Raw genomic sequence first — 14,515 nt, forward strand, 5'->3', positions numbered from 1 at the left:
TCACTCAATTATCTTCGGCACTTTAAAGCAGCCATCTTCTTTTTCTTTTGCATTCATCAAGACTTTTTCTCTATCCATCGAAGGCACAACTTCATCTTCTCGGAAAACATTGCTGATTGGCACAATGTGCGCCGTAGGTTCTGCATCGTCTGTATTTAATTCATTTAGCTTGTCTACATATTTTATGATGTTATCAAGCTGATGTGAATACTTCTCCAATTCCTCATCAGTAAACTTAAGCCTAGCCAGCTTTGCGACGTGGATAACCTCGTCTTTTGTTATAGACATACATACACACCCTTTCAAATCTTTAATTTACTTTACATATTTAATTCAAAAAAGCATCATTTAGTTAATTTTATCACTGTTTCAGCATGTTTTCAAACTCTTCTTCATCTATAACTTTTACTCCTAGCTGCTGTGCTTTTGAAAGTTTTGAACCGGGATCTGTACCAGCTACCACATAATTCGTCTTTTTGCTGACAGAGCCGGTTACTTTTCCACCTCTTTCTTCTATCAGTTTTTTTGCTTCATCTCTTGTATAATTTGAAAGCGTACCTGTTAAAACGAATGTCAACCCATCAAAAATATTGCTGGTATTTTCGCTTTTCTTTTTAACCATATTTACGCCAGCTTCTTTTAATTTATCTAGTATCTCTTTATTTTGTTTCTCTTTAAAAAACGCTATAATGCTGTCTGCCATCTTAGGACCTACTTCTTCAATATTCGTAAGTTCATCAAAAGAGGCTTCTTCCAATGAATCCATTGTCTTAAAATGATTGGCCAGTATTGATGCAGCTTTGCTGCCAATCAGATCTATCCCAAGTCCAAAAATTACTCTGTCTAAATCCCTACCCTTGCTTTCTTCTATTGCATTGAGAAGATTCTTTACTGATTTATCACCCATCCTGTCAAGTTTTATTAAATCATCGTATTTTAAATAATACAAGTCAGCTATATTGTGTATAAGGTGATTATCCAGAAGCTGTCCTATTACCGCAGGCCCCAATCCATCTATGTCCATAGCGTCTTTAGATGCAAAATGTATGATGCCGCGCTTAAGCTTTGCAGGACAATTTAACCCTGTACATCTAGTAACTGCTTCACCAGGAAGCCTTACAGTCGTTGCTCCACACTCAGGACAAGTATCAGGCATAAAAAAATTCTTCTCATGGCCTTTTCTATCTTCTACGACAACACTTACAACTTCAGGTATTATTTCACCTGCTTTTTGAATGATAACTGTATCACCAATCCTTATATCCTTCTCCTTTATATAATCCTCATTGTGAAGGGTAGCCCTTGATACAATCGAACCCGCTATTTTTACAGGCTCTAATATAGCAGTAGGAGTCAGTGCTCCAGTTCTACCGACTTGAACTATTATGTCTTTAACTTTTGTCTTTTGCCTTTCAGCTGGATATTTAAATGCTATTGCCCACCTGGGGTCTTTTACAGTTGAACCTAAAATCTCTCTTTTTTCAAGATCATTTACTTTCACAACAGCACCATCTGTATCATAAGGTAGGCTATCTCTTATAGTCCTTATGTAATTTATGTCTTCAATCACTTCATCAATATTTTTGCATTTTTTAAGATGTGGGCTTACTTTAAACCCCTGCTCTTTCAAAAATTCCAATGCTTCTACATGTGTTTTTAATTCTACCCCTTCTATCCTCTGTAAATTAAATACAAATATATCTAAATCTCTTTTGGCAGTTATTTTAGGGTTTAATTGCCTTAAAGAGCCGGCAGCAGCATTCCTGGGATTTGCAAAAAGGCTTTCGCCATTTAGCTCCCTTTCTTCATTTAACTTCTCAAAGGAAGCTCTGGGCATAAAAACCTCCCCTCTTACAATGAGGTTTAAATTATCTTTGAGACGAAGTGGTATAGATTTAATTGTCTTCAAGTTATTTGTAACATTTTCCCCAACAAATCCATCACCTCTTGTAGAACCTATTGTAAATATTCCATTTTCATATATCAATTCAACTGACAGCCCATCAATTTTAAGTTCTACAACATATTCCACATCACCAACAGATGACCTTACTCTTCTGTCAAAATCTCTAAGCTCTCCTTCAGAAAATGCATTCGCCAAACTCTGCATTACGACAACATGTGTAAATGGCTCAAACTCCTTTACAGGCTCTCCACCTACTCTTTGAGTTGGGGAATCAGGTGTCTTAAACTCTGGATGCTCTTCCTCCAGTTTGATGAGTTCTCTCATCATCATATCGTACTCGTAGTCAGATATCTCCGGTCTGTCTAGAACATAGTACATGTAATTATGGTGATTAAGTTTATCTTTTAATTCCTTTATTCTTTCTTCTATTGTCATAAAATTCACCGCCTTATGAAATAGCTCTAATTGGTGCGTATTTTAAAGACAATCTCTTAATGCCTACATTTGGAAATGCAACAGTCAACTCTCGCTCTTCTCCAATACCTTCTACATTTACCACTGTGCCAATTCCCCACAACTTATGCTCTACCTTATCACCTGGATTGTAGTTGGCTTTATCATTAGCTTTTCTAGCAAACGTATTTATATATGATGAAACTGACTCATAATCGTTTCTTTTAATCGCACCTTTGTCATACTCTACAATTAAATCCTGAGGTATTTCATTTATAAACCTTGAAGCTGTATTGTATTGAGGTTTTCCGTATAAATTTCTAGTTCTGGCATATGTCATGAAAAGCCTCTCCTTCGCCCTAGTTATGCCAACATAGCACAGCCTTCTCTCTTCTTCCAGCTCATGTTCATCAATAAACGACATAGAGCTGGGAAAAATCCCTTCTTCCATGCCAGCCATAAATACTACAGGAAATTCAAGCCCTTTTGCAGAATGAAGCGTCATCAAAACAACGCTTTCTCCAATATCTCCAGCTGTATCAATATCAGAAACTAATGTTATCCCAGACAAAAACGATTCTAAAGATTTGTCCTCAGACGTCTCCATAAATTCTCTTGCTGCTCCTATAAACTCATTTATGTTTTCTATGCGGCTTTCAGATTCCTTAGTATCATCTGCTTTTAATTCATCCATATAACCGGTTTTTTCTAATATATAATCGATAACTTCGATAATGTTCATAAAATCAAGTTGGTTAATTAAATCATCAATGAAATTTTTAAAGTTATCCAATACTTTTCTTGCCCTGCCTTTAAGCTCTACATCTGGAATAGCAAAATACATGCTTGTATCGTGTTCTCGTGCATATTGCTCTAATGCACTTACTGTAGATTCACCGATGCCTCTTTTAGGTACATTTATAATCCTCTTTAGTGACACGTCATCATATGGATTAACAAGTATTCTCAAATATGCGATGATGTCTTTTATCTCTTTGCGATCATAAAATCTCAAAGCTCCGACTAACTTGTACGGTATATCATTCATCATACAAGCCTCTTCAAATATACGTGACTGAGCATTAGTCCTATATAAAATTGCAAAATCAGAATATTTTCTTCCATTTGCAATTAAGTCTTTTATTCTATCTATGATGAAATTGGCTTCTTCTCTCTCATTTTGAACTTCACAGACGATTATCTTTTCCCCATCTTTATTATCTGTCCAAAGCTGCTTCTTTTTTCTCTTTATGTTGTTGTCAATGACATTGTTGGCAGCATCTAGAATGATCTGTGTTGAACGATAATTTTGCTCAAGTTTTATAACTTTAGCCTCAGGATAGTCTTTTTCAAAATCTAAAATATTTTTTATATCTGCCCCACGCCATCCGTATATACTTTGGTCATCATCTCCTACAACGCAGAGATTTCTGTACCTTTTCGCCAAAAGATTTACAAACTCATACTGAGGTCTGTTTGTATCTTGATATTCATCAACCATTATATACCTAAACTTATCTTGATAATATCTTAATATACCCTCATCTTTTTTAAATAATTCTATAGTCTTTATTATGATGTCATCAAAATCAAGTGCATTATCTTTCTTTAACTTCTTCTGGTATAGTTTATAAACATCGGCTACTTTCTTGTTTCTATAGTCGTTCCCAAATTCCAGCAAATATTCATCAGGAGATATCATCTTGTCTTTTGCCTTTGATATGGCGCTAAGCATGCTTTTAGGCGTATACTGCTTTTCATTTAAATCCAGTTCTTTTATGCAATCAGAGACCAAAGATTTTTGATCCTGCGTATCATATATGACAAAATTTTTATCATACCCTATTTTTTCAATATCTCTTCTCAAAATGCGCACACATGCTGAATGAAATGTTGATACCCATATGTCTCCAACGTATCCAAGCAGCGATTCAACTCTATCTTTCATTTCCTGTGCTGCCTTATTTGTAAAAGTAATAGCTAATATATTTGCAGGCGAAACTCTTTTTTCTTTTATCAGATATGCTATTCTATGTGTCAGGACCCTCGTTTTCCCGCTTCCTGCTCCTGCTAATATCAAAAGAGGACCTTCTGTAGTTACTACAGCTTCTTTCTGCCTATCATTAAGTTTATCAAGAATATTCATCTATTTCACTCCAAATATATAAATTTTACCTATAACTTACGATTATATTGTATATATAACTTCTAAATTTATCAACCATTTTATTGTTTAGTAGTCCTTAAATCAAATAAAATCTCGGATTTACCGAGATTTTTCCTTTAATCTATCGAGAATTAAATTATATCCATTCGCTCCATAATTTAATGCTCTGTTTACCCTGCTTATTGTAGCTGTGCTTGCACCTGTTTTTTCCGCTATTTCTATATATGTTTTTCTATCTCTTAACATCTTAGCAACTTGAAGCCTCTGGGCTAATGATTTGACTTCATTTATAGTAGCTATATCCTCAAAAAAACGATAACATTCTTCCATGTCTTTAAGCATTAAAACAGCTTCAAAAAGCTCGTCCACATGTTCGTCTCTGATTTTGGAATTGTACATTGATTATCCCTCTTTCCAAATTTTTAATTATATGTCCATCTACATTGTACAAAATTCACATCAATTATTCAATACTTTAAAGTAAAAAAGATAAAACACATGATCGTCCAAAAAACAGTATTTAAATCACACTCATTGGAATAAATAAAAGGTGAGTATAACTCACCTTTTATTTATTAGTTGTTTATTTTACCTTTTTTTCAAGAGCATCCAACCTCTTATACAAGTCAACAAGCCTTTTTATGAGGTTCTTCTCAGCAAGTGCCGTCATAAGTTGGTCTTGCGCATGTATTACAAGGAAGTTTGGAGCTTCACTTTGTTCTCCTTGTACCAATGCATTTTGGTAATCGTGGCCTGCATAAAATTCCTCATCAGCCTTTTCTAGATGCTTCTCAGCAGATTCAAAATCCCCTTTTTCTGCTGCATCTAATGCTTCATAAGCTTCACCTCTAGCGTTTCCGCCATGCAAGACTAAATTGTATATAATTTGCTCTAATTCCATCAAAGGGTTCCTCCTTATGCTTATTTATTTTCTTCAGCTTCCCTTTCATTCTTCAAAAGTTGTGCTTCATACATTTTGAAGAACGGATAATATATAATACCTGCTACAATCAAGTTTACAAGCTGCAGAATAGGTCCTCTCCAGTCGAGGCCACTTGATATAAAACCACCAATAAACACAGGAACTGTAAATGGAAGCTGATACAATGGTCCTGTTACAAGATGAAAATGGAATGCAATGTAGTTTATAGTAACAACTGCTGCAGGTGCGATTATGAACGGTATCATCAATATAGGATTCAACACTATTGGCGCACCAAATATAAGCGGTTCATTTATATTGAATATAGCAGGGATAAGCTCGGCTGTACCTATTGTCTTAAGCTGTTTTGATGCTGAGAATAAGAACATAATAACCAGTGGCCATGTAGTACCTGAACCGCCAAGGTGTGTAAACATGTGGAAGAATGGTTCTGTAACAATACCTGTCATTGTCTGATGTGCATTTAACGCCTTAACATTTGCAGCAAGCTGGCTCATCCAGAAAGGATATGCTATAGACGATACAACGTTCATGCCATGAATTCCCAGTGACCACAAAAGCATCATCAGTATGATTTCAGCTAGTGCTGCCCAATAACTATTTGACGCTGCAACAAGTGGCTTAAACACTTCAATTACCAATTGTGGCAGTGTTACTTTGAAGTTGGCCCATACAATCCATTCAACAATCCAAGCAGAAACAACCATTACAAACATTGGTACTAATGCCATAAAGCTTCTAACAACATACGGTGGTACTGCTTCAGGCATCCTTATTACAAGGCCCTGCTTATTAAAGAACCTTACAACAACTGCTGTCAAAACGCCTATTATTATAGCAACAAATAGACCTTGTCCACCTAGATAGTTAAGAACATCCCCAAAACTTACTTTCGTGACATCTGAAGCCGGGAAAGTAGTAACCAAAAATGCCAACATTGAGATAATACCTGTCATAGCCTCATCTAAATCCCAGCGAGTCGCTAAGCTATAAGCTGTTCCAAATGCTACCATCAAAGCCATAATACCAAATGATAGGTTGAAAGGAATCAATAACTGTCCTGCAATAGGTTTTATTGCGTTAGCCCATGCAACGATCGGTCCCCAATTTGCACCTTCTGCAAGAGGTGGATTTGCTATTATCAAAAACAACGAACCTGTCAATATAACTGGCAATGCAAAACTAGAAAAAGCATCCCTTATTGATTGAAGAATGACATTCTGTGCTATTCTAGCCAGCACAGGCATCAACGATGATTCCATCCACTTCATAAACCAGTTATTTGTAAGTCTGTCGTTCATCTATATTACCTCCTATGCTTCCTTGCCGGATTTTTTGGCAAGTTCTATTATCTGATTTAATATCTTCTTGGCATCCATAAGCGCAAAAGCCTGCATATCAACAATGTCTACAGGAATGTTATACTTTTCTGCGATTGTCTCTACTTCCTTTTTTAAATGTCTTACCTGCGGCTCTAAAAGAGCAACATCGTATCCTTCAGCTTTTTTCTTAAATTCACCTGTTCCACCTGCATCAACTGTTACGTCCAAGCCTTGCTTTTTTGCTTCATCTGTGACTTTTTTTGCTAATGCGCTTGATGTAGCCCCCCAACTGCATAATATAACACCATGTATAGCCATATTCATTACCTCCTTTTATGATTATTTTTATGGCTTTTTTTGTTGTTATTTATCCCTTTTTTTAAATTTTTATCATACATTTTAAGCATTCTTATCATATACCCTTGAACAAGTGCAATTCCTCCAATGAAAAATGCACCAAATACAAGAATTTCAAAGCCATGCAAAAAAGTGTCATTTACCATAGAATAAACTGCCGTCCCAAGCCATACCAATGACAGCATTACATAAAATATCTTACGCTGTTTTAATGAAATACTAAACATTTTAATCACCTACAAGGTTTCTTTTAATCTCATCATAATATTTTTCCATCAATGCCCTTTGCACCATTTCCCTAGCTTCATCCAGATTGCTTGTACTATTCAGCGTTTCAACAAGATCTTTGCTTTCTATAAATGAAACGCTTAAATCGCCAAGTATCTCTATCCACATCTTGTCGCTATCAGGTGCAACCATCAAAAACGCTGTCTTAATGATTTCATAATTGTTCATTAAATTTTTCATTCTAACTTCGCTTTTTACTTTTCCGAAGATGAGGATTGGTTTATTTAAACTAGATGCTGTACAGTGGTAGATTACAAATCCTTTGCCAGGCAGAATAATCTTGCCAAGGCTCTCTCTTCCCAAAAGCTTCTCTTTTATTGAATCAATTTTTTCTTTGTCAATACTGTCAATATTCACAAAATCCTCCAAAAGAGAATCAATAATCTCTTTTGAATTTTTGCCGAAGACATCTTTAAATTTGAGAGAGCTGCACAATTCAATAATTCTTTTACCGTATTCTGCTATGTGCAGAAGCTCTTTATATTTATCGCCTTCTGCCTTTCTGCTGGAAAAATCCATTATGAAGTCTGTATTTAATGCATCTTTTAACTTTTTGACGTCATCGTCTAAAAGTAATGGATTGACAATTACCGTTTTTTTGTCCTTTATATCAAGAGGTATAGTAGATACAATTAAGTCAATATCATATCTATCTTTAAAATCTTTTACTCTAAGGCTTGAAACGGTATCTACAATGTTTAACTGCGGAAACATCTGAAGCTTTGACAAAAGCATTCTGGATGTGCCGATTCCACTTGCACATACTACTAGAATATTATGCCTTTTCGTTTTGTCATTTTTCCTTGCTATAGCTGCTCCAAAATGCATCGCAATATAGCCAATCTCATCATCTGGAACATCAACATCAAGCTTATTCTTCAATACATTTGCAATTAATATACACCTTTCAAACAGTGCACTATACCTGTCTTTTATATCGTTTATAAGTGGATTCCTTATTGCAAGGCCCATCCTTAGTCTAAAAATCGTAGGTCTTAGATGAGTCTTTAAACCACTTAAAAGCATTGAATCATCTCTAAAACTTGTGCCAAATACTCTTTCAGCAACGTCTATCATATCGTATAAAACTTCATTTACAAATTCGTCATTTACATCTTCCGTGTTTGCTCTATATCTGGCACCTTGAAGATGAATTGTTATATAACCGATTTCATCTTCAGGAATAAAGACATCAAATTCTTCTTCCAAATATTTAGCAAGCATTTCTGCAAATCTGTACTCATCTGATTTTTTAAGTTCAAGAAGGCTTTCATTACCTATTTTGATCTTTTCGCCTTCTTTTATTCTCTTTAACGCCAATGCCAGGTGAACTGTAAGCCCCATATAAGAGCTTTCAGCCAGCTCGTAGTCCAGTGATTTCTCTAATCTTTGTATAGCTTTCTCTATCTTCAAAACTGTGTCATAATCAATAAGTCGCAATAGCCTGTCATTGATGTCCTCACTTAATCTGTTTATATTATTGTACCCTCTATTTAAAAATTCCATTAAGTCTTTCGTCGCAACATTGTCATAGAGAAAATTTATTATAGCCTTTCTTATATTGCTTTCATCACCTTTTACATATATGCCAACACCTGGCTTAGTCACAATTGTGACTTTTTGCCTACTTAGCCATTTATCTATTTCTTTTATGTCATAGCTAATTGTAGCAGTTGTGACATTGTACTCTCTTGCAAAATACTCCAGCTTAACAGGCTCTTTCATTTGTAGTAGCTCTGAGAGAATTAACTTTCGCCTTTTCTCAGCATCTACACTAGGACGATAACCTATAACATCAAAATTAAATTTCTCTATATCGCTGTCAGCACCTTCTACTGCCAAAACACCTTCATTGTTTTTCAACTTTAAGTTGTAATCTTTAATGTATTCATTTATGGCATTTATCTCTCTATAAATTGTTCTTTTGCTTAATTTATAATTAGCGACGATATCGTCTAAGCTGGACATCTCTTTTGACATAACTTTTTTTAAAATCTCTAGTTGGCGCCCACTTAATTCTTTCATAAGATTTTGTCCTTTCGTCTATGACAAATTATTAATAAGTTAACTTATCTTACATTTATATTATAAGCGATTATTCTCATAATTCAACATAAACTTGTAAGCACTGTGTCAATATGAGAATGACATAAATTTAATATCTACGAGTATGAAAATTTCGCTTGACTTTTCATTTTTAATCCTATATAATCATTTTAACAATTTAAAAATGAAATTATTCTCTTATCCAGAGAGGTGGAGGGACTGGCCCGATGAAACCCGGCAACCGGCACGAAAGTGCAATGGTGCCAATTCCTGCGGCTTTAATGCTGAGAGATGAGAGAGGATCTAACCTCTTTCATTGGGAGGTTTTTTTTATTGCATTTTTTAACTCTCCAAACTTTTCATAAAGAAGGTGAAATACATTGATAACAATTAAGAATTTAAGCAAAGTATACAGCACAAATGGAAAAGATGTAGTTGCACTCAAAGACATAAATTTAACAATAAATGATGGTGAAATATACGGCATAATGGGCTTAAGCGGCGCTGGCAAATCATCATTAATAAGGTGCATAAACATGCTTGAAAAGCCCACAACGGGAAGTGTCTCCATAAATGGTACTGACATGACAAAGTTAAGCCCAAAAGAACTTCGTGAAATGAGAAAAAAGATTGGCATGATATTTCAGCATTTCAATCTTTTGATGAACTCTACAGTGTATGAAAACATAGCTTTTCCTTTAAAAATCTCAAAAGCTAAAGATTCTGTTATAAAAAAGCGAGTAAACGAGCTTCTTAAAGTCGTTGAACTTGAAGACAAGAAATACGCATATCCTTCGCAACTATCTGGTGGTCAGAAGCAAAGAGTCGGCATAGCAAGGGCGCTTGCCAATAATCCCAATATAATTTTATCAGATGAAGCGACATCTGCATTAGACCCGACGACGACAGAATCAATATTAAACTTGCTGAGAAATATCAACAAACAATACGGTATCACAATAGTCGTCATAACACATGAAATGTCAGTCATAAGAAACTTATGTGATAGAGTCGCTGTTTTGGAAAATGGCGTTATCATCGAAGAAGGAAATGTAATAGACATTTTTTCCAATCCTTCTACGGAGACGTCGAAAAGATTTTTAAAAGATATGATAGCAGAGCTTCCACCAGACATCCTCATAGACGACGAGAATCCAAATGAAGAAATATTGCGTCTGTCATTCTTTGGAAACAGCAGCAACGAGCCTGTAATATCGCATATGATAAAAAAATTCGACGTTGACGTCAATATAATCTCTGGAAATATAGAAAGAGTCCAGAACTCCCAAATAGGAAATCTCCTTATAAAGATTAATGGAGATCCAAGTTCTATAAAAGATGCAATAAAATTTTTAGAAAAAAACAGCCTTAGAATAGAGGTGCTTAAAAATGGTATCATCTAGTAACACAATACAATACTTAATAAACTTATGGCAGCTTTTGGAGCAGCCTTTGTGGGAATCACTGTATATGGTATTTTTCTCTACCCTTTTTTCTGTAATAATAGGTCTACCGCTAGGAATAATACTGGTAATAACAGATAAAGGCCATTTATCCGAAAATATAAAACTAAACCACATATTGGGTACCATCATTAACATTATGAGATCAATACCATTTATAATTCTTATAATTGCAATTTTCCCACTTTCAAGGCTCATAGTAGGTACTACAATTGGACCAACAGCAGCAATAGTACCTCTGTCAGTTGCGGCTGCCCCTTTTGTAGCCAGAGTAATTGAGTCATCGCTGAAAGAAGTTGATTGGGGTGTCATAGAAGCATCAATATCTGTTGGTGCAACAATCCCACAGATAATATTTAAAGTCATGATACCAGAGTCACTGCCCTCACTGATATTGGGTATAACACTTACAATCATAAATATTCTCGGCTATTCTGCTATGGCAGGTGCTATTGGAGGGGGTGGTCTTGGAGATTTAGCTATAAGGTATGGATATCAAAGATTTGAAACAGATGTACTCATTGCAACAATAATCGTTTTAATCGTCTTTGTAGAAATCGTACAAAGATTAGGAAACTACCTGGCAAAAAAAGTTGATAAAAGATGAAAGGATGGTATAGATGAAAAAAATAATATTATTGATTACATTAATATTAACATTATCATTCGCCCTTGTAGGATGCACTAAGGCAAATACTAATGAGACCAACTCAAATGCAGGTACTAATTCAAATAAAATGACAAAAATAGTTGTAGGGGCATCCCCAAATCCTCACGCAGAAATACTTAATGTAGTAAAGCCAATTTTAGCAAAAGAAGGAGTAGATCTCGAAATAAAAGAATTTACTGACTATGTGACTCCTAATACTGCATTAAACGACAAACAAATAGATGCCAATTTCTTTCAGCACGTTCCATATCTAGAAGACTTCGAAAAGAAAAATAATATGAAACTGGTGCCACTAGTCAAAGTACACGTAGAACCAATGGGAGCATATTCAAAAAAGATAAAATCGAAAGATGAAATAAAAGACGGTGCAACCGTGGCAGTGCCAAATGATGCTACAAACGAAGGAAGAGCATTACTACTTTTGCAAAAACAAGGTTTAATAAAGTTAAAAGATCCAAATGGACTCACACAGACACCTAGAGATATAGTCTACAATCCAAAGCATCTAAAATTTGTAGAGCTTGAAGCACCTCAATTACCAAGGACACTTCAAGACGTAGACTTAGCAATAATAAATACAAACTTTGCATTAGAGGCAAATTTGAATCCATTGAAAGATGCAATTTTCATGGAAGATAAAGATTCGCCGTATGCTAATGTATTGGTTGTAAGACCAGATAATCAGAATGACCCTGCTATACAAAAATTAGCAAAAGCTTTAAATTCCGAGGAAGTCAAAAAATTTATAGAAGACAAATACAAAGGCGCTATAGTACCAGCATTTTAAAATCTTAGGAAAATAAAAGCCCGTGTTTCACGGGTTTATTTTTTACTAAAAATTAAATCTTTCATTTACTCCTTGAAAATATTAATTTGTTCAAATCACTCAAATATGGCAGTTTTATAATATAACTTATCAATAGATACAAGGCTAATCCAGATGATACGGTAATAAACATTACGATCCATTTATTAGCTATTACCGATATCAAGTTAAAATACATAATTGTATCAGCTATGCTCATTATAAGCGCAGATGTAAGTGGTTTAAAAAACCAATTGTTATAGTCAACTGTAAGGCCTGTTACCTTAACTAATTCTCTAAAATTTAATATGAACACAAGAATATCCGCAAATATAAAACCGTATATATATCCAAATAGTCTTAAACTAGGTATCGGTATTAGGACATACATAGCTATTACCGAAATAACGGTCCAGATAACAGAATTTTTCAGGACCATATTTTGCATTCCAAGTCCATTTAATATGCTGGTAACAATAGATTCCAGATATGCAAAGATGCTACCCGCAGCAATTATTTTTACAAGTGCTCCGACACCAGGACTGTTTGGATAAAGCAAAGTGGCTATCTCATCATGTAACGTAAGAAACAATATAATAGCCGGTATTGCTATCATTGTAGTGTACCCTATTGCTTGATTTATGCGCAGTCTCACCGTATCCCATTTTTTGAGCGAAGCAGCTTCAGAGACAGCAGGCAATACAGTAACAGATAAACTCATGGTTATTACTGCAGGCATATATGCAAGTGGATAAGCCATTCCTGAAAGTTTACCAAACTCTGATATTGCCTCTTTGTGGGTCAAACCAGACTTTATCAATCTAGAAGGTATGATAAGAGATTCAAAAAGGTCAAGTATATTTACTATCATTCTAGAAATTGTAATAGGAAAAGATGTCTTTATTATCGTTTTGGCGATGTCTAATTTGTCCCATGTCTCACCTTCATCTGGTATTTCTTCTTTTATATAGCACAATTCACGTCTATAATAGAATATATACATAAAAAAACTTGTTACCTCACCAGCAGCAATACCCAATACAGCTATTACAGCAGCATACTCTAATTTTATGTCAGTTAATATACTGAATAAATACAATGTCAAAGACACTCTTACAATCTGCTCCACTATTTCGGATACAGAAGCTGGAATCATATTTATTAACCCTTGAAAAAAACCTTTAAATATCGAAGATGAAGACACGATTATTAATACAGGTGTGAAAACTAATATAGATAGATATGCTCTCGGTTCGTGGAGCAAGTTATCAGATATGTACTTAGCATTAAAAAATATGACAGATGAAATTACAATGCCCATCAAAATAACGATAAAAAATGAAACTTCCATTATGCTAAATATATTTTTTCTATTTCTTTTCGCTCTTTCTTCAGATACAAACCGGGACGTAACTGCGGTAATACCTGATGTTATGAATGTGATAGATACGAAGTAGATCGGAAGAGCTATTTGGTATATTCCTGTGCCTTCTGAGCCAAGCAAATTTGAAAGAATAATCCTAAAGACAAATCCAATAGCCCTATCAATAACATTGGCTATTGTCAATATAAAAGCACCGCGAACAAAAGATCTATTGTGCATATAAGACACCTCACAATAGTTTATTCGCGGTTTTATTTATATATTACTGCTTACAGTTTCTCTAAAACAGACTTTGCGTATTCTTTTGCTGTAAACAGCGAATGATCTCTGTAGTTTCCGCACTGTACCTCATTTGTCGCAGGAACATCTTCTTCTTTTGTTTCCAAGACTCTTTTTAAAACCTTCTTTAATACATCCTTTATTTCATCAACAGGTGTATCTCCAAATTTTACAAGATAGAAGCCAGTCCTGCAGCCCATAGGCGAAATGTCTATTATATCGTCCATATAATCTCTAAAATACGTCGCAAACAAGTGCTCTAAAGTATGCATGCCACCTGTAGGTATTGAATCAACATTTGGCTGAGTCAATCTCACATCGTATTTTGTAACGACATCTCCATTAGGACCTACTAAAACTCCTGCTTTTCTCACATACGGTGCCCTTACAGTTCTATGATCTAATTTAAAGCTTTCAACCTTAATATCCATC

General features: G+C 34.9%; 14 protein-coding genes and 1 riboswitch. Of the genes, 3 read left to right on the top strand and 11 right to left on the bottom strand.

All coding sequences use genetic code 11. The features are described from left to right. The 9 genes from gatC to TTHE_RS10460 form a co-directional block, all read right to left on the bottom strand. Window positions 1-288, bottom strand: a complete 288-nt coding sequence (gatC, locus tag TTHE_RS10420; RefSeq protein WP_013298533.1) for an Asp-tRNA(Asn)/Glu-tRNA(Gln) amidotransferase subunit GatC — start codon at window positions 286-288, stop codon at window positions 1-3. 73 nt (window positions 289-361) lie between these two features. Further along, the gene (gene ligA / locus TTHE_RS10425) at window positions 362-2,341 is read right to left on the bottom strand and encodes an NAD-dependent DNA ligase LigA (protein ID WP_013298534.1); all 1,980 of its coding nucleotides are present in this window, start codon (window positions 2,339-2,341) and stop codon (window positions 362-364) included. 13 nt (window positions 2,342-2,354) lie between these two features. Beyond that, entirely contained in the window at window positions 2,355-4,505 is a 2,151-nt protein-coding gene (gene pcrA, locus TTHE_RS10430) for a DNA helicase PcrA (protein ID WP_013298535.1), read from the bottom strand. 120 nt (window positions 4,506-4,625) lie between these two features. Beyond that, the gene (locus tag TTHE_RS10435; RefSeq protein ID WP_013298536.1) at window positions 4,626-4,925 is read right to left on the bottom strand and encodes a YerC/YecD family TrpR-related protein; all 300 of its coding nucleotides are present in this window, start codon (window positions 4,923-4,925) and stop codon (window positions 4,626-4,628) included. Between the two features lie 184 nt (window positions 4,926-5,109). After that, on the bottom strand, window positions 5,110-5,427 hold the full coding sequence (locus TTHE_RS10440; RefSeq protein WP_013298537.1) for a PTS sugar transporter subunit IIA: 318 nt from the start codon (window positions 5,425-5,427) through the stop codon (window positions 5,110-5,112). A 20-nt stretch (window positions 5,428-5,447) separates the two neighbouring features. Next, window positions 5,448-6,770, bottom strand: coding sequence for a PTS sugar transporter subunit IIC (locus tag TTHE_RS10445; RefSeq protein ID WP_013298538.1), 1,323 nt, complete (start codon window positions 6,768-6,770; stop codon window positions 5,448-5,450). Between the two features lie 12 nt (window positions 6,771-6,782). Next, window positions 6,783-7,109 (bottom strand): PTS sugar transporter subunit IIB, encoded by a 327-nt coding sequence (locus TTHE_RS10450; protein WP_013298539.1) that lies wholly within the window; start codon window positions 7,107-7,109, stop codon window positions 6,783-6,785. Between the two features lie 5 nt (window positions 7,110-7,114). Then, entirely contained in the window at window positions 7,115-7,375 is a 261-nt protein-coding gene (locus TTHE_RS10455) for a hypothetical protein (RefSeq protein ID WP_013298540.1), read from the bottom strand. 1 nt (window position 7,376) lies between these two features. After that, the gene (locus TTHE_RS10460; RefSeq protein WP_013298541.1) at window positions 7,377-9,461 is read right to left on the bottom strand and encodes a BglG family transcription antiterminator; all 2,085 of its coding nucleotides are present in this window, start codon (window positions 9,459-9,461) and stop codon (window positions 7,377-7,379) included. Window positions 9,462-9,677: 216 nt separating this feature from the next. After that, window positions 9,678-9,780: riboswitch (SAM riboswitch) on the top strand. Between the two features lie 82 nt (window positions 9,781-9,862). Between TTHE_RS10460 and TTHE_RS10465 the strand changes: the two genes are divergently transcribed. From TTHE_RS10465 to TTHE_RS10475, 3 genes are read left to right on the top strand one after another with little or no spacing between them, the layout of a single operon-like run. Next, window positions 9,863-10,885 (top strand): methionine ABC transporter ATP-binding protein, encoded by a 1,023-nt coding sequence (locus tag TTHE_RS10465; RefSeq protein ID WP_013298542.1) that lies wholly within the window; start codon window positions 9,863-9,865, stop codon window positions 10,883-10,885. Next, the gene (locus TTHE_RS10470; protein WP_013298543.1) at window positions 10,872-11,552 is read left to right on the top strand and encodes a methionine ABC transporter permease; all 681 of its coding nucleotides are present in this window, start codon (window positions 10,872-10,874) and stop codon (window positions 11,550-11,552) included. Before TTHE_RS10465 ends, TTHE_RS10470 begins: the two co-directional genes overlap by 14 nt. Window positions 11,553-11,565: 13 nt before the next feature. Beyond that, complete coding sequence (locus TTHE_RS10475; protein ID WP_013298544.1) at window positions 11,566-12,402, top strand: MetQ/NlpA family ABC transporter substrate-binding protein; 837 nt, start codon at window positions 11,566-11,568, stop codon at window positions 12,400-12,402. A 61-nt stretch (window positions 12,403-12,463) separates the two neighbouring features. On the opposite strand, the gene spoVB is transcribed toward TTHE_RS10475, so the two are convergent. Then, window positions 12,464-14,023 carry a stage V sporulation protein B gene (spoVB, locus tag TTHE_RS10480; RefSeq protein ID WP_013298545.1) on the bottom strand — a complete coding sequence of 520 codons (1,560 nt, stop codon included), beginning with the start codon at window positions 14,021-14,023 and terminating at the stop codon, window positions 12,464-12,466. Between the two features lie 50 nt (window positions 14,024-14,073). Beyond that, window positions 14,074-14,514 carry an S-ribosylhomocysteine lyase gene (locus TTHE_RS10485; RefSeq protein ID WP_013298546.1) on the bottom strand — a complete coding sequence of 147 codons (441 nt, stop codon included), beginning with the start codon at window positions 14,512-14,514 and terminating at the stop codon, window positions 14,074-14,076. Window position 14,515 lies beyond the last annotated feature (1 nt).

This window comes from Thermoanaerobacterium thermosaccharolyticum DSM 571, assembly GCF_000145615.1.
Classification (GTDB): Bacteria; Bacillota; Thermoanaerobacteria; order Thermoanaerobacterales; family Thermoanaerobacteraceae; genus Thermoanaerobacterium; species Thermoanaerobacterium thermosaccharolyticum.

Excerpts from the sequence above, each read along its gene's own strand:
- TTHE_RS10455 (WP_013298540.1), bottom strand. The coding sequence starts at position 7,375 with ATGTTTAGTATTTCATTAAAACAGCGTAAGATATTTTATGTAATGCTG.
- TTHE_RS10435 (WP_013298536.1), bottom strand. The coding sequence starts at position 4,925 with ATGTACAATTCCAAAATCAGAGACGAACATGTGGACGAGCTTTTTGAA.
- TTHE_RS10475 (WP_013298544.1), top strand. The coding sequence starts at position 11,566 with ATGAAAAAAATAATATTATTGATTACATTAATATTAACATTATCATTC.
- TTHE_RS10440 (WP_013298537.1), bottom strand. The coding sequence starts at position 5,427 with ATGGAATTAGAGCAAATTATATACAATTTAGTCTTGCATGGCGGAAAC.
- TTHE_RS10485 (WP_013298546.1), bottom strand. The coding sequence starts at position 14,514 with ATGGATATTAAGGTTGAAAGCTTTAAATTAGATCATAGAACTGTAAGG.
- ligA (WP_013298534.1), bottom strand. The coding sequence starts at position 2,341 with ATGACAATAGAAGAAAGAATAAAGGAATTAAAAGATAAACTTAATCAC.
- TTHE_RS10460 (WP_013298541.1), bottom strand. The coding sequence starts at position 9,461 with ATGAAAGAATTAAGTGGGCGCCAACTAGAGATTTTAAAAAAAGTTATG.
- TTHE_RS10450 (WP_013298539.1), bottom strand. The coding sequence starts at position 7,109 with ATGGCTATACATGGTGTTATATTATGCAGTTGGGGGGCTACATCAAGC.
- spoVB (WP_013298545.1), bottom strand. The coding sequence starts at position 14,023 with ATGCACAATAGATCTTTTGTTCGCGGTGCTTTTATATTGACAATAGCC.
- TTHE_RS10445 (WP_013298538.1), bottom strand. The coding sequence starts at position 6,770 with ATGAACGACAGACTTACAAATAACTGGTTTATGAAGTGGATGGAATCA.
- pcrA (WP_013298535.1), bottom strand. The coding sequence starts at position 4,505 with ATGAATATTCTTGATAAACTTAATGATAGGCAGAAAGAAGCTGTAGTA.
- gatC (WP_013298533.1), bottom strand. The coding sequence starts at position 288 with ATGTCTATAACAAAAGACGAGGTTATCCACGTCGCAAAGCTGGCTAGG.
- TTHE_RS10470 (WP_013298543.1), top strand. The coding sequence starts at position 10,872 with ATGGTATCATCTAGTAACACAATACAATACTTAATAAACTTATGGCAG.